Source organism: Shinella agrisoli (assembly GCF_046557955.1).
Classification (GTDB): Bacteria; Pseudomonadota; Alphaproteobacteria; order Rhizobiales; family Rhizobiaceae; genus Shinella.
Genome location: NZ_JBJIEP010000020.1, coordinates 91,592 through 108,038, shown reverse-complemented (window position 1 = coordinate 108,038; position 16,447 = coordinate 91,592). Strand labels below are relative to the sequence as shown.

Below are 16,447 nucleotides of genomic sequence, written 5' to 3'. Positions count from 1 at the left end.
CACGATCCTAAACGCCATCGCAAGAACAGACCCAGCCTTCAAACCATAACTCCACGGTTGCTTGACCCGAGGATCCATCCGCGGCGGGTGACATAGAGAGTGGGGGTATGATGTGCGCAAATCGAGTTGCCATCTGGTGGCTATCGGGTTGCTGTCGGTGGTTTGGCCGCCCTTTTAATCACGTCGAAGACGGCATCCTTCAGGGTAGCGTCCTTGGCGTGATGAAGGCTTCGAGCCGGCCCGTGCCGGGCGCGGCTTCGCTCCAGCGGCCGATGGCGAGCGCAATCACGGCGAGGCCAGCCGTTGGATATTTCGTCCTTAGCCGGCTAATCGCATCGGTCTCTCCGGCCGGTGCAAGCAGCCTGGCCAGGTCCTCGAAGCCGGGATTGTGGCCGATGACGAGCAACCTGCCGCTTCCTTGCGGTGCGTCGCGGATCGCCGCCAGGATGGCTTCCGGTTCGGCCTCGTAGATCGCGGAGACGGTGCGGCAGGGACAGGGCTCAAGTTCGGGGGCGACGAGAGCCCAGGTCTCCTGCGTGCGCCGGGCGGAGGAGACCAGCGCGAAATCCGGCTGCAGGCCCGCCTCGGCCATGTGGGCGCCCATGCGGGGAGCATCGCGGCGGCCGCGGTCGGCGAGGGGGCGGTCGTGGTCCTCGACGCCGTCGGGCCAGGCGGATTTGGCGTGGCGCAGCAGGAAAAGCCGTTTCATGGGAACTCCTCAAACGGAAAGGCCGGGAGATCGCTCCCGGCCTTTTACGCTGTCGGCAAGCGCCCGGCCTACCGCCACTCGCGGATGTCCACGAAGTGGCCGGCGATCGCGGCGGCGGCGGCCATGGCGGGCGACACGAGATGCGTGCGGCCCTTGAAGCCCTGGCGGCCCTCGAAGTTGCGGTTCGAGGTGGACGCGCAGCGCTCGCCCGGCTTCAGGCGGTCGTCGTTCATCGCAAGGCACATGGAGCAGCCCGGCTCGCGCCAGTCGAAGCCGGCCTCCTTGAAGATCCTGTCGAGACCTTCCCTCTCCGCCTGTTCCTTCACGAGGCCGGAGCCCGGGACGATCATGGCGCTGACGGTGGAGGCCACCTTCCTGCCCTCGACGACCTTGGCGACGGCGCGCAGGTCCTCGATGCGGCCGTTGGTGCACGAGCCGATGAAGACGCGATCGATGGCGATGTCGGTCATCTTCGTGCCGGGCTTCAGGCCCATGTAGTCGAGCGCGCGCCACTTGGACGAGCGCTTCGTCTCGTCCTCGATGTCGTCCGGGTTCGGCACGACGCCCTGCACGGAGACGACGTCTTCCGGCGAGGAGCCCCAGGAGACGATCGGCGGCAGGTTCGCGGCGTCGAGCACGACGACGCGGTCGAAATGCGCGCCCTCGTCCGTGTGCAGCGTCTTCCAGTATTCCAGCGCCATCTCCAGCGCCTTGCCCTTCGGCGCGCGGGGCTTGTCCTTGATGTATTCGAAGGTCGTTTCGTCCGGGGCGATGAGGCCGGCGCGGGCGCCGCCTTCGATCGTCATGTTGCAGATCGTCATGCGGCCTTCCATCGACAGCGAGCGGATCGCCTCGCCGGCGAACTCGATGACGTGGCCGGTGCCGCCGGCCGTGCCGATCTCGCCGATGATGGCGAGGATGATGTCCTTGGCGGTGACGCCTCCGGGAAGCGTCCCGTCGACGCGCACCAGCATGTTCTTCGCCTTCTTCTGGATCAGCGTCTGGGTGGCGAGGACATGTTCCACTTCCGAGGTGCCGATGCCGTGCGCCAGCGCGCCGAAGGCGCCGTGCGTGGAAGTGTGGCTGTCGCCGCAGACGATCGTCATGCCCGGCAGGGTGAAGCCCTGTTCGGGGCCGACGATGTGCACGATGCCCTGGCGCACGTCCCTTTCCGAATAGTATTCGACGCCGAAGTCGGCGGCGTTCTTCGCCAGCGCCTCGACCTGGATGCGGCTTTCCTCGTTCTTGATGCCCTGGTGGCGGTCCGGCGAGGTGGGAACGTTGTGGTCGACGACGGCGAGCGTCTTTTCCGGCGCGCGAACCTTGCGGCCGGCCATGCGCAGGCCCTCGAAGGCCTGGGGCGACGTCACTTCGTGGACGAGGTGACGGTCGATGTAGAGAAGACAGGTGCCGTCTTCCTGCTGGCTGACGATATGGTCGTCGAAAATCTTGTCATAGAGGGTACGGGGTGCACTCATGGCTCTTCATCCGCTGGGCATGTGTAGGGGTTCTGGAAATCCGCAGCACGTGGCTGGCGGGACCGCGCGAAATCAACGGGCGATCAGGATAGGCGGCTGGTGAGCGCCCCGAAGACACGCGCAAAGAAGCGTGCCGGCAGGCGCTTGTGATCCTGCAGCACGACGACATGCTTTTCCGTGCATCCGAACTTGGATTCCATGTTCCCGCATATAACGATTTTTGCGGGTTTCGGCAATTGCCAAGAATCAGTGGCCGGCGCCGCGGCGCAGCCGCCGTTCCAGCGCCCGCAGCGCCAGCGACAGGCCGATGGTCAGGATGAGATAGACATAGGCGACGATGGAGTAGGTCTCGAAGAAGCGGAAGGAGCCGGAGGCATAGACCTTGCCCATCTGCGTGATGTCGGCGACGCCGAGCACCGAGACGAGCGAGGAGTCCTTCACCATCGCCACGAAGTCGTTGCCGAGCGGCGGCAGGATGACGCGGACCGCCTGCGGGAAGACGACGAGGCGGAAGCGCTGGACGCGCGACAGGCCGAGGGCCTTGGCCGCCTCGATCTGCCCCTTGTCGACCGACTGGATGCCGGCGCGGAAGACCTCGGCGATGAAGGCCGAATAGCCTATCATCAGCGCGATGATCGCCCGCCACATCAAGGACAGGTCGCGCACCTGCACGGGCTCCACCGTGCCGGCGGCAACGAGCGGGCCGATGACAAAATTGACGACAGCCACCAGCGCCGGCGCACCGACGAAGGCGATGTAGAAGAGGAGAACGAGGATCGGCACGCCCCGGATCACCTCCGTGTAGAAGCGCGCGGTCTGGCGCAGGACCTTGCTCTGCGAGAGCGCCATCAGCGCGATGCCGAGGCCGAGCAGGGTGGCGAGCAGGAAGGCGACGAGGGTCACGAAGACTGTGACCCACAGCCCCTTCAGGACGACGCCGAACACCTGCGCATAGAGGTCGTTCGCGGCGATGACGCCGGCAAGCGCCAGCGCGATCGCGCCGAGCGCGACCAGCCACCAGGGATAGTCGTCCTTCGCCGCGTGGCGGGAAACGGGCGCCATGGCTGCCCGTCACTCACCCATCTTGTAGTCCAGGAACCACTTCTTGTTGAGCGCGTCCAGCGTGCCGTCCGCCTTCAGCGCCGCGATCGCGGCGTTGACCGGGGCGACGAGGTCCGAGCCCTTGGGGAAGATGAAGCCGAAATCCTCCGTGCCGAGCGGCTCGCCGATCACCTTGAGCTTGCCGCCCGAGGCCTGGACATAGCCGTTGGCCGCGACGCTGTCGGTCAGCACGAGGTCGACGTCGCCGGCCTGTAGCGCCTGCACCGTCGCGCCGAAGGTCTCGAACAGCTTGATGCGCGGGTTCTGCTCGTTGCCGTCGAGGATCTCGTAGACGGCCGTGTAGAAGGGCGAGGTGCCGGGCTGGGCGGCGATCAGGCCGTCCGTGAAGGCGGCGAAGGATTTTGCGTCCGTAAAGCGCGTCTCGTCGGCGCGCACCAGCATGAACTGCTGGGAGCGCATGTAGGGGTCGGAGAAGTCGACCTTCTCCTTGCGGTCGTCCTTGATGGTGATGCCGGTCATGCCGATGTTGTACTGGTTGTCGGAGACGGCCTGGATCATCGCATCCCAGCTGGTGTTCTGGTACTCGACCTTGAAGTTGAGGCGCTTGGCGATCTCGTTCATCGCGTCGTATTCCCAGCCGATCTGCTCGCCGGTCTTGGGGTCGACGAATTGCAGCGGCGGATAGGCGTTCTCCGTCACGACGACGACGGTCCTGCCGCCGAGATCGGGAAGGTCGGCGGCGAGCGCGACGGCGGGCATGAGGGCAGCGGCGGCAAGGCCTGCAAGAACGGCGCGGCGGGAAAACATCAAAACATGCTCCTGAAATCGTGGCGGCGGAACACTGTCACAGGTTCTGGCCGGCAGGCAAGCATGCCGGTTGCGCGCAAACGCATTTCCATAAAACAAAAGCCGCCGGCCAGGGCCGACGGCTTGGATCGATGGGAAACGGCGGCCGCTTATTCGGCGGCGGCTTCCTGGGCCTTTGCAGCTTCGTCGGCCGCAGCTTTTTCTGCGGCTTCCGCCGCAGCCTTTTCAGCCGCGAGCGCCTGGGCGGCTGCGACCTTCTCGGCTTCGAGGCGTGCCTTCTCCTCGGCAACGGCCTGACGCTCGGCGTCGTTCAGCTTGCGGGCGCGCGTGCCGGTGTTCTCGACGATACGGGCCGACTTGCCGCGGCGGTCGCGCAGGTAGTAGAGCTTGGCGCGGCGGACCTTGCCGCGGCGCACGACCTCGACGCTCTCGACGAGCGGCGAGTAGACCGGGAAGACGCGCTCGACGCCTTCGCCGTAGGAAATCTTGCGGACGGTGAAGCTCTCGTTGAGGCCGCCGCCGGAACGGGCGATGCAGACGCCTTCATAGGCCTGGACGCGGGTGCGCGAACCTTCCGTGACGCGCACGTTGACGCGGACGGTGTCGCCCGGGGAGAATTCCGGGAGGGTGCGCTTGGCTTCGATCTTCGCGGCCTGTTCGGCTTCGAGCTGCTGGATGATGTTCATCGGTCTAACCTTCGGTTCTTCTGAAACAGCCAGAGCGCTCGACGTTTTCCTTGTGGGCCGCAGCCTCGAAGGGTAGCCCGTTGCCGGGCGGAGCGGATTCGCCATTCTTTGCTTGCAGGTCGGCGGGACAATCCCGAACCGTGCGGGCCAATACACCAATCGGACCGGCTTGTCATCCCCCGGCGGCAAAAGAATCGGCGCCGGAGCGGCGGATCTTCGGGCCTTGCCGGCCCTCCGGCGCCACGCTATCACGGCGTTGAGGGGGAAAGCGCGGCTTCCGGCCGTCGCCCGGGGGAATATCATGTCGCTTGCCGATGCCGTCTTTCTTTTCGTCGCGGGCTTTCTGTCCGGCGTGGTGAACGCCATTGCCGGCGGGGGCACCTTCCTCACCTTCGGTGCGATGACACTGACCGGCCTGCCGCCGATCGTCGCCAACGCCACCTCCTCGATCACGCAGTTTCCCGGCTACGTCACGTCGACGCTCGCCTATGCCAGGGAGATCCGCGCCGACTGGAAGGAGGCGGCCCTGCTCGGCGTCCTGTCGCTCGTCGGCGGGCTTGCCGGCGCGCTGCTGCTGCTTTCGCTCTCCAATCCGTCGTTCCGCGCTCTCGTGCCCTGGCTCCTGCTCGCCGCGACGGCGATCTTCGCGGCCGGACCCTATCTCAAGCCGAAGACGCTGAGCCCGGAAAAGCCGATTTCGCCGCTCGGTCTTGCCGGCCAGTTCGTGACCTCGATCTACGGCGGCTTCTTCGGCGCCGGCATGGGCATCATGACGCTGGCCGTGCTGGGCCTTACCAAGGGCGGCGACTATCACCGGCTGAACGCGCTGAAGAACTTCGTCGCCGTGGTCATCGCCGCCATGGCGATCGTCGTCTTTGCCAGCGGCGGCGTGGTCGGCTGGCCGCAGGCGGCGGTCATGGTGCCGGCGGGCGCGATCGGCGGCTATTCCGGCGTCTGGGCGGCGCGGCGCGTGCCGCAGCCGGTGATCCGCGGCCTGGTGGTCGCGGTCGGCCTTGCGCTGACGGTCTATTACTTCGTGACGGGCTGAGCGGCGAGCAGGTCCGGCCGGCGCTCGCGGGTCAGTTTCTCGGCCTCTTCGCGCCGCCACTTCTCGATGGCCGCGTGATGGCCGGAAGTGAGCACGCCGGGGATTTCCTGCCCCTCCCAGACCTGCGGGCGCGTATAGTGCGGATGCTCCAGGAGCCCGCTCTCGAAGCTCTCGTGCTCGCCGGACAGCGCATTGCCCATCACGCCCGGCAGGATGCGCACGACGGCGTCGATGAGGATCATCGCCGCCGGCTCGCCGCCGGAGAGGATATAGTCGCCGATCGAGACCTCTTCGAGCTGGCGCCCGTCGATGACGCGCTGGTCCACGCCCTCGAAACGGCCGCAGACGATGATGGCGCCCTCGCCGGCCGCAAGCTCGCGCACGCGCTTCTGCGTCAGCGGCCGGCCGCGCGGGCTCATCAGCAGGCGCGGGCGATTGTCGCCTTCGGAGGCATGGTCGATGGCGCGGGCGAGCACGTCCGGCTTCAGCACCATGCCTGCCCCGCCGCCGGCCGGCGTGTCGTCGACGGTGCGGTGGCGGTCGGTGGTGAAGTCGCGGATCTGCACGCAGTCGAGCGACCAGTCGCCGCGGGCGAGCGCCTTGCCGGAGAGCGACTGGCCGAGGAAGCCCGGAAACATCTCCGGATAGAGCGTCAGGACGGTGGCGCGGAAAGCCACGTCATTCCTCCTCGCCCGGCGGCGGGCGGCGGCGCCGGCTGCCGGGGCCGTCCTTTTCCTCCTCCAGGCCGGCGGCGACGGCATCGATCAGCAGTCGCCCGCCTTCGAGGTCGATCTCCAGCACGGCGGCCTCGGAGAAGGGAATGAGCACCGGGCGCCGGCCCGGACCCTTGAGCTCGAGCAGGTCGCCGGCGCCGAAATCGAAGATGCCCGTCACCTTGCCGTGGCTGCGGCCGGTCGTGTCGACCGCCTCCAGCCCCTCGAGGTCGGCATAGAAGAACTCGTCCTCGTCCAGCTCCTCGTCCGGCAGGTTGTCGCGCTCGATATAGAGGTCGAGGCCATTCAATGCCTCGGCGGCGGTGCGGTCGTTGATGCCGCGGAAGCGCACGATCACCAGGTTCTTCGCCTCGCGCACCTCCAGCACCTCGAAGGACCGGCCGTCCTCCGTGTGCAGGTGCCCGTAGTCACCGATGGCGGTCGGATCGATGGTGTAGGATTTCACGCGGACCTCGCCGCGCAGCCCCTGCGCCGCGCCGACGGTGCCCATGAGGACGGGATTTTCCAGTTTCGCCATGGTTCGGTTCCGTGTGGTCTCGCAAAGCCTCTTACGATGTTCCGTGCAAGGCTCCAAACGAAAACGGGCGGCATGAAATGCCGCCCGCAAGCTTGGTGACAGGCTCCTCGTCCCTCTCCTCTATCATGCTCGGGCTTGACCCGGGCATCCACCCGCTGCGGGTGAGACGTGGATCCTCGCCTCAAGGCCGAGGACGACGTCGGTGGGTGAGGCAAGGCTTTCGCGGCAGATTATTCGCCGGCGGCAGCAGCGGCTTCTTCTTCCTTCTGCTTCTTCTCGGCGGCGCGCTCGAGCGCCTTCTTGCCCGGCTTTGCCTTTTCCGGGTTGTTGCGGGATTCGCGCTTCAGGACGCCGGCCTCGTCGAGGAAGCGGGCGATGCGGTCGGTCGGCTGGGCGCCCTTGGCGAGCCATTCCTTGGCGCGGTCGGCGTCGATCTGCACGCGGCTCGCGTCGTCCTTGCCGAGCATCGGGTTCCAGGAACCGAGCTTCTCCAGGAAGCGGCCGTCACGCGGCGAACGGGCGTCGGCGACGACGATCTGGTAGTACGGACGCTTCTTGGAGCCGCCGCGGGCGAGACGAATTTTCAATGCCATGTCATTTCTCCTTGAGATGTAGGGACCGCTTCTTCAAGCGGTATTCTGGTTTGCGCCGCTGTGTTCGGCGGCAATGGCTTCATGGTGCCGGATCACCTCGCGGATGATGAAGTTCAGGAACTTCTCCGCGAAATCCGGATCCAGATTGGCGTCCTTCGCCAGGCGGCGGAGGCGCTCGATCTGGTATTCCTCGCGCGCCGGATCGGCCGGCGGCAGATCATGCGTCGCCTTCAGGACCCCGACCGCCTGGGTGCAGCGGAAGCGCTCGGCGAGCATATGCACAAGGGCAGCGTCGATATTGTCGATCGACTGCCGGTATTCTCCCAATTGCTGCCTGACCTTCGGATCGATCGTCATGCCGCGTTCCCTCACTTCTTCTTCGGCAGGCCGGGAAGGCCCGGCAGGCCGCCGAGGCCGGGCAGGCGCCCCCCGCCGAGACCCGGAAGACCGCCGCTGCCGCCGAGGCCCGGCAGGCTGCCCGGCTTGATGCCGGCGGCTTCGGCCTGCTTGGCGAGCGCTTCGAGCTGCTTGGGATCCATCTTCGACAGGTCCGGCATGCCGCCCATGCCGCCGCCGAGGCCCATCTTGCCGGCAAGGCCGCCCATCATCTGCTTCATCAGGCCGCCGCCCTTCTTGCCGCCCATCGCCTTCATCATGTCCGCCATCTGGCGGTGCATCTTCAGGAGCTTGTTGATGTCGGCGGCATCGGTGCCGGAGCCGGCGGCGATGCGCTTCTTGCGGGAGTGCTTGAGGATGTCCGGATTGGCGCGCTCGGCCCTGGTCATCGAGGAGATGATGGCGAGCTGGCGCTTGAACAGGCGGTCGTCGAGGCCGGCGGCGGCCATCTTGTCCTTCATGCCGGCCATGCCGGGCATCAGGCCCATGATGCCGCCCATGCCGCCCATCTTCTGCATCTGGCGCAGTTGATCGGCGAGGTCGTCGAGGTCGAACTTGCCCTTGGCCATCTTCTCGGCCATGGCCTTCGCCTTCTCGGCGTCGATGTTCTCCGCCGCCTTCTCGACGAGCGAGACGATGTCGCCCATGCCGAGGATGCGGTCAGCGACGCGCCGGGGGTGGAATTCCTCCAGCTCGCCCATCTTCTCGCCGACGCCGATCAGCTTGATCGGCTTGCCGGTGACGGCGCGCATGGAGAGCGCCGCACCGCCGCGGCCGTCGCCGTCCATGCGGGTGAGGACGAGGCCGGTGATGCCCACGCGGTCGTCGAAGTTGCGGGCGAGGTTGACGGCGTCCTGGCCGGTCAGCGCGTCGGCGACGAGCAGGATCTCGTGCGGGTTCGACTTCCGCTTGATCTCCGCCATCTCGATCATCAGCGGCTCGTCGATATGGGTGCGGCCGGCGGTGTCGAGGATGACGACGTCGTGGCCGCCCAGCTTCGCGGCCTGCACGGCGCGGGCGGCGATGTCGGTCGGCGACTGGCCGGCGACGATCGGCAGGGTGTCGACGCCGGTCTGCTGCCCAAGCTGGCGCAGCTGCTCCTGCGCGGCCGGGCGGCGCGTGTCGAGCGAGGCCATCAGGACCTTCTTCTTGTCGCGCGTCTTCAGCCGGTTGGCGATCTTGCCCGTGGTGGTCGTCTTGCCCGAGCCCTGCAGGCCAACCATCATGATGACGACAGGCGCGGCCGCGTTGAGGTCGATCGACACGCCCTCGGAGCCGAGCATGGCGACGAGCTCGTCATGCACGATCTTCACGACCATCTGGCCGGGCTTGATCGACTTGACGATCTCGGCACCGACGGCCTTCTCGCGCACCGCATCGGTGAAGGAACGCACCACTTCCAGCGCCACGTCCGCTTCCAGAAGCGCACGGCGGACCTCGCGCAACGCCGCCGAGACATCCGCCTCGGAAAGCGCGCCACGGCCTGTCAATCCATTCAGGATGGAGCCAAGGCGGTCCTGGAGTGTTTCAAACATCACGTCTTCCTTCTTGTTTCCGCTTCTGGCGGAAACGTCGGTGCTACCCATGACAAAAACAAGACGCAAAGCCGAAAAGCACCCGAGGGCGCATCGCGCTGTCGGGTGTTGACCTCCGGGATCTGTTTATACCTCGATGGGTCCCGGTCGGCGTCGTTCCAAGTCTCGTCACTTGTCGCGGATGCGCGGCTTAAACAGGAAAGGAGCCGGAAAGTCAAGGACGGCGGCCGATCCCGCCGCCCGCATAACATTTTTGCGAGGCCGCGGCGGCGCATTGCGGCGCGGCGGGGCGCAGCTTATCTTTTGTCAATGAACCGTCGGAAGTTTCTCAAATGGTCGAGCCTCGGCGTGCTGGCGACGCTGGCCGGCGGCACGTTCGCGAGCCGCAGCCTTGCCGCCAACCGCTATTATGACGGGCCGGTCAGCGACCATTTCGACGGCAGGCACTTCTTCAATCCGGGCGGCGAGGAGCCGAACGGCTTCTTCGATCTCCTGCGCTGGCAGCTGGGCGGCGGCCGCGCCGCCTGGCCGCTCGACTGGCCGAGCCCCTTTCCGCCCGCCGTGCCGGAGGCGCGCATCGCCGGCGACCGTCTCGTCGTGACCATGGCGGGGCACGCGGCGCTGCTCATCCAGACCGCGGGCCTCAACATCCTCACCGATCCGGTCTGGAGCGAACGGGCGAGCCCGCTCGCCTTCGCCGGCCCGAAGCGCGTCAACCCGCCCGGCATCCGCCTCGCCGACCTGCCGAAGATCGATGTCGTGCTCGTCACGCACAACCACTACGACCATCTCGACCTCGCGACGCTGAAGGTTCTTGCGCAGCGGGACGGCTGCCGCATCGTCGCGCCGCTCGGCAACGACAGGATCATCATGCCGGCGGTCGGAAAGGCGCAGGTGACGGTGATGGACTGGGGCGGCGCCGTGGCCCTGGCGGACGGGGTGGTGCTCCATTGCGAACCCTGCCATCACTGGTCGGCGCGCGGCCTCGGCGACCGGCGCATGGCACTCTGGTCGGCTTTCCTGATCGAGACGCCGGGCGGCAACATCTACCACGTCGGCGACACGGGTTTTCACAAGGGCATCAACTACCGGGCGGTCCGCGAGAAACACGGTGCGATCCGCCTCGCCAACCTTCCCTTCGGCGCCTACGAGCCGCGCTGGTTCATGCGTCCGCAGCACCAGAACCCGCAGGAGGCGGTCGAGGGCATGCTGGCCTGCGGCGCGGCGCATGTCGCCGGCCATCATTGGGGTACGTTCCGGCTGACGAACGAGGGCATAGACGAGCCGCTGGCCGCGCTGGAGGCCTCGCTCGATACGGTCGGCATCGCCCGTGAGCGCTTCCGGGCGCTGCGGCCCGGCGAGGTCTTCGAGGTCCCCGCCGCCAAGGCCTGAGCAAGACACTGGAAATCCGCGGGCTTTTCCGCCATATACGGCCCAAACGGGCAGGGCGTGATGACAAAGACGGTCGACTTCGCGAAGATGAACGGGCTGGGGAACATGATCCTGGTCGTGGACATGCGCGGCCGCGGCGATGTCGTGACGCCGGTGGCGGCCATCGCCCTCAACGCCGACCCCGCCACCCGCTTCGACCAGATCATGGCGATCCACGACCCGAGGGCCGAGGGCACCGACGCCTTCATCGACATCCTCAATTCCGACGGGTCCAAGGCGCAGGCCTGCGGCAACGGCACGCGCTGCGTCGTGCAGGCGCTCGCCGCCGAGACCGGCAGGAAGGTTTTTACCTTCCAGACTGTCGCGGGCATCCTCAACGCCGTGGAGCATGAGGACGGCACGATCTCCGTCGACATGGGCAGGCCGGTCTTCGAATGGAACCGCATCCCGCTCGCCGAGGAATTCTACGACACGAGCCGCATCGAACTGCAGATCGGGCCGATCGACGCGCCGGTGCTGCACTCGCCCGCCGTAATGTCGATGGGCAACCCGCACGCCGTGTTCTGGGTCGACCGTGACCCGATGACGTTCGACCTCGACCGTTTCGGCCCGCTGCTCGAAAACCACCCGATGTTCCCGGAGAAGGCGAACATCACGCTGGCGCAGGTGACCTCCCCCTCCGCCATGACGACGCGCACCTGGGAGCGCGGCGCGGGCCTGACGCTCGCCTGCGGCTCGGCCGCCTGTGCGGCCGCCGTCAGCGGCGCGCGCACCAGCCGGACCGGCCGCAAGGTCGCCGTCACCGTCGCCAGCAGCCCGAACCGCGGCACGCTGACGGTCGAGTGGCGCGGAGACGACCACGTCGTCATGACGGGGCCTGCCGAGTGGGAATGGTCGGGCACGCTCGATCCTTCGACCGGTGCCTTCCGCCGGGACGAAGCCGGGGCGGCCGCCCTTTGAGCGGCGTCACGGTCATAAACTTCGGCTGTCGGCTCAACACGTACGAATCGGAAGTGATGCGCGCCGAGGCCGAGAAGGCGGGGCTCAACAATGCCGTGCTGGTGAACACCTGCGCCGTGACGGGCGAGGCCGTGCGCCAGGCCCGCCAGGCGATCCGCCGCGCCCGCCGCGACAATCCGCATGCCCGCATCATCGTCACCGGCTGCGCGGCACAGACGGAAAAGCGGACCTTCGCCGCCATGCCGGAGGTCGACGCCGTGCTCGGCAACGAGGAGAAGCTGAAGGGCGCCTCCTACCGCCGGCTTCCGGATTTCGGCGTCTCGGCGGAAGAGAAATTGCGTGTCAACGACATCATGAGCGTGCGGGAGACCGCCCCGCAGATGGTCAGGCTGATCGACGGCCATGTGCGGGCCTTCGTGCAGGTGCAGAACGGCTGCGACCACCGCTGCACCTTCTGCATCATCCCGTACGGCCGCGGCAATTCCCGTTCCGTGCCGATGGGCGCGGTGGTCGACCAGGCGCGCAAACTGGCCGGGGGCGGCTATTGCGAGATCGTGCTGACCGGCGTCGACGCCACCAGCTACGGCGCCGACCTGCCGGGCAGGCCGAGCCTCGGCTATCTCGCCAAGACGCTGTTGAAGCAGGTGCGGGAGATCCGCCGCCTGCGCCTCTCCTCCATCGACGGCATCGAGGCGGACGAACACCTCTGGGACCTGATCGCCGACGAGCCGCGCTTCATGCCGCACCTGCACCTTTCGCTGCAGCACGGCGACGACCTGATCCTCAAGCGCATGAAGCGGCGCCATTCGAGCGCCGACGCACGCGCCTTCTGCGCGCGCGTGCGGGCCTTGCGGCCGGATGCCAGCTTCGGCGCCGACATGATCGCCGGCTTCCCGACGGAGACGGAAGAGATGTTCGCCAACGCGGTGCGGCATGCGGAAGACTGCGGCATCGCCCATCTGCACGTCTTTCCCTACAGCCCGCGTCCCGGAACGCCGGCGGCGCGCATGCCGCAGCTCGACCGCGCGCTCGTCAAGGAACGCGCCGCGCGCCTGCGCGAGACTGGAAAACGGCTGCACGAGGCCCATCTGGATTCCATGATCGGGAGACAGGAAATGATCCTCGTCGAAAACAACGGCCTCGCCCATACGGAAAACTTCACGCTCGTCGATGCCGGCGGCCTGAAACCCCGCGACCTTGTGCCGGTGACGATCACCGGACACAATGGAAAACACCTGACGATGCGGCCCGGCATCGACCCCCTTCGCAACTAGCGGATACCTTTCATGGCTCTCGGCTTCATCAAGAAGATCTTCACATTCGGAAAAGACACCGCTGCCGAGCCGAAGCCGCAGGCGGAGGCCCCCGTTGCCGAGCCGCAGGCCGCCGAGCCCGCGCCCGAGGCCGTCGCGCCGCCGGACGTATCCATCGAAGAGGAGCGCGATCCCCTGCTCGACGAGGCGGAGGCCGCCAATCCGGAAGCCGACTATCATATCCCCGAGGATGTCGAGCCGGAGATCTATCCGCTTCCGCACGCACCGGGCCTGCCGGTTGCCGAAGATCCGGTCGCGCCGGCCGAAATGGAGACCGCGGGCGGACCGGCCAGCGACGACGCTGCGGAGCCGGAGCCGATAGAGGAGGCCGCCGGGGAAGAGCCGGCCGCCTCGGCGCAAGAGGCCGCCGTTCCGGCCGAGGAGGCAGCGCCGGAAGAGGCGGCCCCTGCCGAAATCGACGATCCCGTTCTCGACGAGGCCATCCGCGCCGAGCAGCCGGCCGGAACGCCTGTCCTGCCGAAGGGCTTCGCCACGGCCGAAAGCGTGCCTGCCGAGGCGGCCGTGCCGGAGAGCCAGCCCCGGCGCACCTGGTTCCAGCGCCTGCGCGAGGGGCTTGCCCGGACCTCCTCGCAGCTCACCGGCCAGATCACCAGCCTCTTCACCAAGCGCAAGCTCGACGACGAGACGCTGCAGGATCTCGAAGACCTCCTGATCCAGGCCGACCTCGGCGTCGAGACCGCGCTGCGCATCACCGACACGCTCGCCTCGGAGCGCTACGGCAAGGACGTCACCGGCGCCGACGTCTCGCGCATCATGGCGAGCGAGATAACCAAGGTCCTCGCACCGGTCGCCAAACCGCTGGAGCTCGACCTCAGCCACAAGCCGCACGTCATCCTCGTCGTCGGCGTCAACGGCACGGGCAAGACGACGACGATCGGCAAGCTTGCGGCAAAGCTTTCGGGCGCCGGCCTCAAGGTCATGCTCGCCGCCGGCGACACGTTCCGCGCGGCGGCAATTGAACAATTGAAGATCTGGGCCGAGCGCACCGGCTCCGACATCGTCTCCTCCAAGCTCGGCGCCGACGCGGCGGGCCTTGCCTACGAGGCCTACGAGCAGGCCAAGCTGAAGAAGAGCGACGTCCTGATCGTCGACACGGCCGGCCGCCTGCAGAACAAGGCGGAACTGATGGCCGAGCTCGAAAAGATCGTGCGCGTGCTCGGCAAGCTCGATCCGGACGCGCCGCACACGGTGCTCCAGACGCTCGACGCGACCACCGGGCAGAATGCGATGAACCAGGTCGAGATTTTCCGCAACGTGGCGGGTGTCACGGGCCTGATCATGACAAAATTGGACGGTACGGCCCGCGGCGGCATCCTTGTGGCGATTGCCGCCAAGCACAAGCTGCCGGTCTATTTCATCGGCGTCGGAGAAGGGATCGACGATCTCGAACCCTTCGAGGCCAGGGATTTCGCGCAAGCGATCGCAGGAGTTGAGGCATGAGCAAGGCAACGCTGGAAGCACCGGCCAAGACGGAGGAGAAGGTGAGCCCCCTCCTGAAGATGGTGCTGGAGCTCGGACCCCTCGTCGTCTTTTTCTTCGCCAATTCGCGCGGGGAGTGGCTGGCCTCGCATTTTCCGCTGCTGGCGGAGATGGGCGGGCCGATCTTCATCGCGACCGGCCTCTTCATGGCGGCGACGGCCATCGCGCTCGTCGTGTCCTGGATGCTCACCCGCACCCTGCCGATGATGCCGCTGATTTCCGGCATCGTCGTCTTCGTCTTCGGCGCGCTGACGCTCTGGCTGCAGAACGATACCTTCATCAAGATGAAGCCGACCATCGTCAATTCGCTGTTCGGCGCCATCCTGCTCGGCGGGCTTCTCTTCGGAAAATCCCTGCTCGGCTACGTCTTCCACGCCGCCTTCAAGCTGACCGACGAGGGCTGGCGCAAGCTGACGCTGCGCTGGGGGCTGTTCTTCGTCTTCCTCGCGGTGCTCAACGAAGTGGTCTGGCGCAGCTTCTCGACGGATTTCTGGGTGGCCTTCAAGGTCTGGGGCACGATGCCCATCACGATCCTCTTCACGCTCTCGCAGATGCCGCTGATCATGCGCCATGCAATCGAGCCGGCGGAAGAGGGCAAGGCGCCGTAGGGGCGCCGGCCTCACGCGTAGGCAAAATCCGTCGTCTTGCTGATCAGCACCGCCTTCAGCTTTTCCAGCGCCCGGTTCTCGATCTGGCGCACCCGCTCCTTGGAAATGCCGAGGAGGGCGCCGAGCTCTTCGAGCGTCGCGCCGTTTTCGGCGAGGCGGCGGGCGCGGATGATCTTCATCTCGCGCTCGTTGAGCTGGCCGAGCGCGGAGTGCAGCCAATGGCGGCGGCGCTCGCCGTCGATGCTGCCCTCGGCCTGCTCGTCCGGCAGGGGCGCATCGCTGGTGAGGAATTCAAGGCGGTTCGAGCCTTCCCCTTCGGCGGACGAGATCGGCGCCTGGAGCGAAACGTCGGAGGCGGACAGGCGGGCGTCCATGGTGCGCACGTCCGCGGTGCTGACGCCGAGCGCGGCGGCGATCTCCTGGTGCATGGCCTCGCTGGTCAGGTACGTGTCGCCGCGGGCGAGCCGGGCGCGCAGGCGCCGGAGATTGAAGAAGAGCGCCTTCTGGGCGGAGCTGGTGCCGCCGCGCACGATCGACCAGTTGCGCAGCACATAGTCCTGGATCGAGGCGCGGATCCACCAGCTGGCATAGGTGGAGAAACGGACCTGCCGTTCGGGCTCGAAGCGGGCTGCGGCCTCGAGCAGCCCGATATAGCCCTCCTGCACGAGGTCGCTGAGTGGAAGGCCGAAGTTGCGGAACTTTCCTGCCATCGAAACGACGAGCCGCATGTGAGCCATGGCGATCCGGTTGCGGGCTTCCTGATCCTTGTTGTCCTTCCAGGCCTGGGCCAGCGCCTGTTCCTCGTCCCTTTCCAGATAGGGGGCGGACATGGCGAGCTTGATCATGCGGCGGTCTGCGGTCGTAGTAGCCATGGCGGGTCTCTCCACGTGATCCGAACCGGCGCAAGATGCATTGCCTTGCGCCTGCTTGACGATGACGTTTCAGATGAGCCGATGGATCGCACGAAATTGTCTTTCGAGGCGATAAAGTGGTTGCGCCACCCCCGCGGCCGCCCGAAGCCGGTCGTCCTCGGTGCACAAACGGGTGCGCCGCAAAAAAGTTCCATGAAAAAACCCGGCCGTTTCCGGCCGGGCTTTAAATCTGGAAGA

Annotated in this window: 17 protein-coding genes; 6 read left to right on the top strand and 11 right to left on the bottom strand. The window is 66.8% G+C overall.

Annotation, left to right across the window (positions count from 1 at the left end):
* Positions 1-199: 199 nt before the first annotated feature.
* The 5 genes from ACIIOY_RS20310 to rplS form a co-directional block, all read right to left on the bottom strand.
* Positions 200-709: a SixA phosphatase family protein gene (locus ACIIOY_RS20310; RefSeq protein ID WP_411036495.1), complete on the bottom strand. Its 510-nt coding sequence runs from the start codon at positions 707-709 to the stop codon at positions 200-202.
* Positions 710-777: 68 nt separating this feature from the next.
* Positions 778-2,187: a 3-isopropylmalate dehydratase large subunit gene (leuC, locus tag ACIIOY_RS20305; protein ID WP_411036494.1), complete on the bottom strand. Its 1,410-nt coding sequence runs from the start codon at positions 2,185-2,187 to the stop codon at positions 778-780.
* Positions 2,188-2,433: 246 nt separating this feature from the next.
* Positions 2,434-3,249, bottom strand: coding sequence for an amino acid ABC transporter permease (locus tag ACIIOY_RS20300; protein ID WP_411036493.1), 816 nt, complete (start codon positions 3,247-3,249; stop codon positions 2,434-2,436).
* Between the two features lie 9 nt (positions 3,250-3,258).
* Positions 3,259-4,056 carry a basic amino acid ABC transporter substrate-binding protein gene (locus ACIIOY_RS20295; protein ID WP_411036492.1) on the bottom strand — a complete coding sequence of 266 codons (798 nt, stop codon included), beginning with the start codon at positions 4,054-4,056 and terminating at the stop codon, positions 3,259-3,261.
* Positions 4,057-4,205: 149 nt separating this feature from the next.
* Positions 4,206-4,742, bottom strand: coding sequence for a 50S ribosomal protein L19 (gene rplS / locus ACIIOY_RS20290; protein ID WP_411036491.1), 537 nt, complete (start codon positions 4,740-4,742; stop codon positions 4,206-4,208).
* 301 nt (positions 4,743-5,043) lie between these two features.
* On the opposite strand from rplS, the gene ACIIOY_RS20285 reads away from it, so the two are divergent.
* Positions 5,044-5,790, top strand: a complete 747-nt coding sequence (locus ACIIOY_RS20285) for a sulfite exporter TauE/SafE family protein (RefSeq protein ID WP_411036490.1) — start codon at positions 5,044-5,046, stop codon at positions 5,788-5,790.
* Here ACIIOY_RS20285 and trmD read toward each other — a convergent pair.
* From trmD to ffh, 5 genes are all read right to left on the bottom strand, one after another.
* Positions 5,772-6,467 (bottom strand): tRNA (guanosine(37)-N1)-methyltransferase TrmD, encoded by a 696-nt coding sequence (gene trmD, locus ACIIOY_RS20280; protein ID WP_411036489.1) that lies wholly within the window; start codon positions 6,465-6,467, stop codon positions 5,772-5,774. The genes ACIIOY_RS20285 and trmD overlap by 19 nt on opposite strands.
* Before the next feature lies 1 nt (position 6,468).
* Positions 6,469-7,041, bottom strand: a complete 573-nt coding sequence (gene rimM / locus ACIIOY_RS20275; RefSeq protein WP_411036488.1) for a ribosome maturation factor RimM — start codon at positions 7,039-7,041, stop codon at positions 6,469-6,471.
* A gap of 230 nt (positions 7,042-7,271) precedes the next feature.
* The gene (rpsP, locus tag ACIIOY_RS20270; protein ID WP_411036487.1) at positions 7,272-7,634 is read right to left on the bottom strand and encodes a 30S ribosomal protein S16; all 363 of its coding nucleotides are present in this window, start codon (positions 7,632-7,634) and stop codon (positions 7,272-7,274) included.
* 33 nt (positions 7,635-7,667) lie between these two features.
* A complete protein-coding gene (locus ACIIOY_RS20265) occupies positions 7,668-7,991 on the bottom strand; it encodes a chorismate mutase (RefSeq protein WP_411036486.1) in 324 nt (107 codons plus the stop codon).
* Positions 7,992-8,002: 11 nt separating this feature from the next.
* Entirely contained in the window at positions 8,003-9,565 is a 1,563-nt protein-coding gene (ffh, locus tag ACIIOY_RS20260; protein WP_411036485.1) for a signal recognition particle protein, read from the bottom strand.
* Between the two features lie 309 nt (positions 9,566-9,874).
* Here ffh and ACIIOY_RS20255 point away from each other — a divergent pair, with 309 nt between their 5' ends.
* From ACIIOY_RS20255 to ACIIOY_RS20235, 5 genes are read left to right on the top strand one after another with little or no spacing between them, the layout of a single operon-like run.
* Positions 9,875-10,957: an MBL fold metallo-hydrolase gene (locus ACIIOY_RS20255; RefSeq protein ID WP_411036484.1), complete on the top strand. Its 1,083-nt coding sequence runs from the start codon at positions 9,875-9,877 to the stop codon at positions 10,955-10,957.
* Positions 10,958-11,017: 60 nt separating this feature from the next.
* Entirely contained in the window at positions 11,018-11,917 is a 900-nt protein-coding gene (gene dapF / locus ACIIOY_RS20250; RefSeq protein ID WP_411036483.1) for a diaminopimelate epimerase, read from the top strand.
* Positions 11,914-13,191, top strand: coding sequence for a tRNA (N(6)-L-threonylcarbamoyladenosine(37)-C(2))-methylthiotransferase MtaB (mtaB, locus tag ACIIOY_RS20245; protein ID WP_411036482.1), 1,278 nt, complete (start codon positions 11,914-11,916; stop codon positions 13,189-13,191). The genes dapF and mtaB overlap by 4 nt, the downstream gene beginning before the upstream one ends.
* Positions 13,192-13,203: 12 nt before the next feature.
* Positions 13,204-14,691: a signal recognition particle-docking protein FtsY gene (gene ftsY, locus ACIIOY_RS20240; protein WP_411036481.1), complete on the top strand. Its 1,488-nt coding sequence runs from the start codon at positions 13,204-13,206 to the stop codon at positions 14,689-14,691.
* Positions 14,688-15,338: a septation protein A gene (locus tag ACIIOY_RS20235; protein WP_411036480.1), complete on the top strand. Its 651-nt coding sequence runs from the start codon at positions 14,688-14,690 to the stop codon at positions 15,336-15,338. The genes ftsY and ACIIOY_RS20235 overlap by 4 nt, the downstream gene beginning before the upstream one ends.
* Positions 15,339-15,349: 11 nt before the next feature.
* Here the strand turns inward: ACIIOY_RS20235 and ACIIOY_RS20230 are convergent, their stop codons facing one another.
* A complete protein-coding gene (locus ACIIOY_RS20230) occupies positions 15,350-16,210 on the bottom strand; it encodes an RNA polymerase factor sigma-32 (RefSeq protein WP_411036479.1) in 861 nt (286 codons plus the stop codon).
* Positions 16,211-16,447 lie beyond the last annotated feature (237 nt).

Excerpts from the sequence above, each read along its gene's own strand:
- ffh (WP_411036485.1), bottom strand. The coding sequence starts at position 9,565 with ATGTTTGAAACACTCCAGGACCGCCTTGGCTCCATCCTGAATGGATTG.
- rpsP (WP_411036487.1), bottom strand. The coding sequence starts at position 7,634 with ATGGCATTGAAAATTCGTCTCGCCCGCGGCGGCTCCAAGAAGCGTCCG.
- rimM (WP_411036488.1), bottom strand. The coding sequence starts at position 7,041 with ATGGCGAAACTGGAAAATCCCGTCCTCATGGGCACCGTCGGCGCGGCG.
- ACIIOY_RS20265 (WP_411036486.1), bottom strand. The coding sequence starts at position 7,991 with ATGACGATCGATCCGAAGGTCAGGCAGCAATTGGGAGAATACCGGCAG.
- ACIIOY_RS20295 (WP_411036492.1), bottom strand. The coding sequence starts at position 4,056 with ATGTTTTCCCGCCGCGCCGTTCTTGCAGGCCTTGCCGCCGCTGCCCTC.
- dapF (WP_411036483.1), top strand. The coding sequence starts at position 11,018 with ATGACAAAGACGGTCGACTTCGCGAAGATGAACGGGCTGGGGAACATG.
- leuC (WP_411036494.1), bottom strand. The coding sequence starts at position 2,187 with ATGAGTGCACCCCGTACCCTCTATGACAAGATTTTCGACGACCATATC.
- ACIIOY_RS20310 (WP_411036495.1), bottom strand. The coding sequence starts at position 709 with ATGAAACGGCTTTTCCTGCTGCGCCACGCCAAATCCGCCTGGCCCGAC.
- ACIIOY_RS20230 (WP_411036479.1), bottom strand. The coding sequence starts at position 16,210 with ATGGCTACTACGACCGCAGACCGCCGCATGATCAAGCTCGCCATGTCC.
- rplS (WP_411036491.1), bottom strand. The coding sequence starts at position 4,742 with ATGAACATCATCCAGCAGCTCGAAGCCGAACAGGCCGCGAAGATCGAA.
- ACIIOY_RS20235 (WP_411036480.1), top strand. The coding sequence starts at position 14,688 with ATGAGCAAGGCAACGCTGGAAGCACCGGCCAAGACGGAGGAGAAGGTG.
- ftsY (WP_411036481.1), top strand. The coding sequence starts at position 13,204 with ATGGCTCTCGGCTTCATCAAGAAGATCTTCACATTCGGAAAAGACACC.
- ACIIOY_RS20300 (WP_411036493.1), bottom strand. The coding sequence starts at position 3,249 with ATGGCGCCCGTTTCCCGCCACGCGGCGAAGGACGACTATCCCTGGTGG.
- ACIIOY_RS20285 (WP_411036490.1), top strand. The coding sequence starts at position 5,044 with ATGTCGCTTGCCGATGCCGTCTTTCTTTTCGTCGCGGGCTTTCTGTCC.
- ACIIOY_RS20255 (WP_411036484.1), top strand. The coding sequence starts at position 9,875 with ATGAACCGTCGGAAGTTTCTCAAATGGTCGAGCCTCGGCGTGCTGGCG.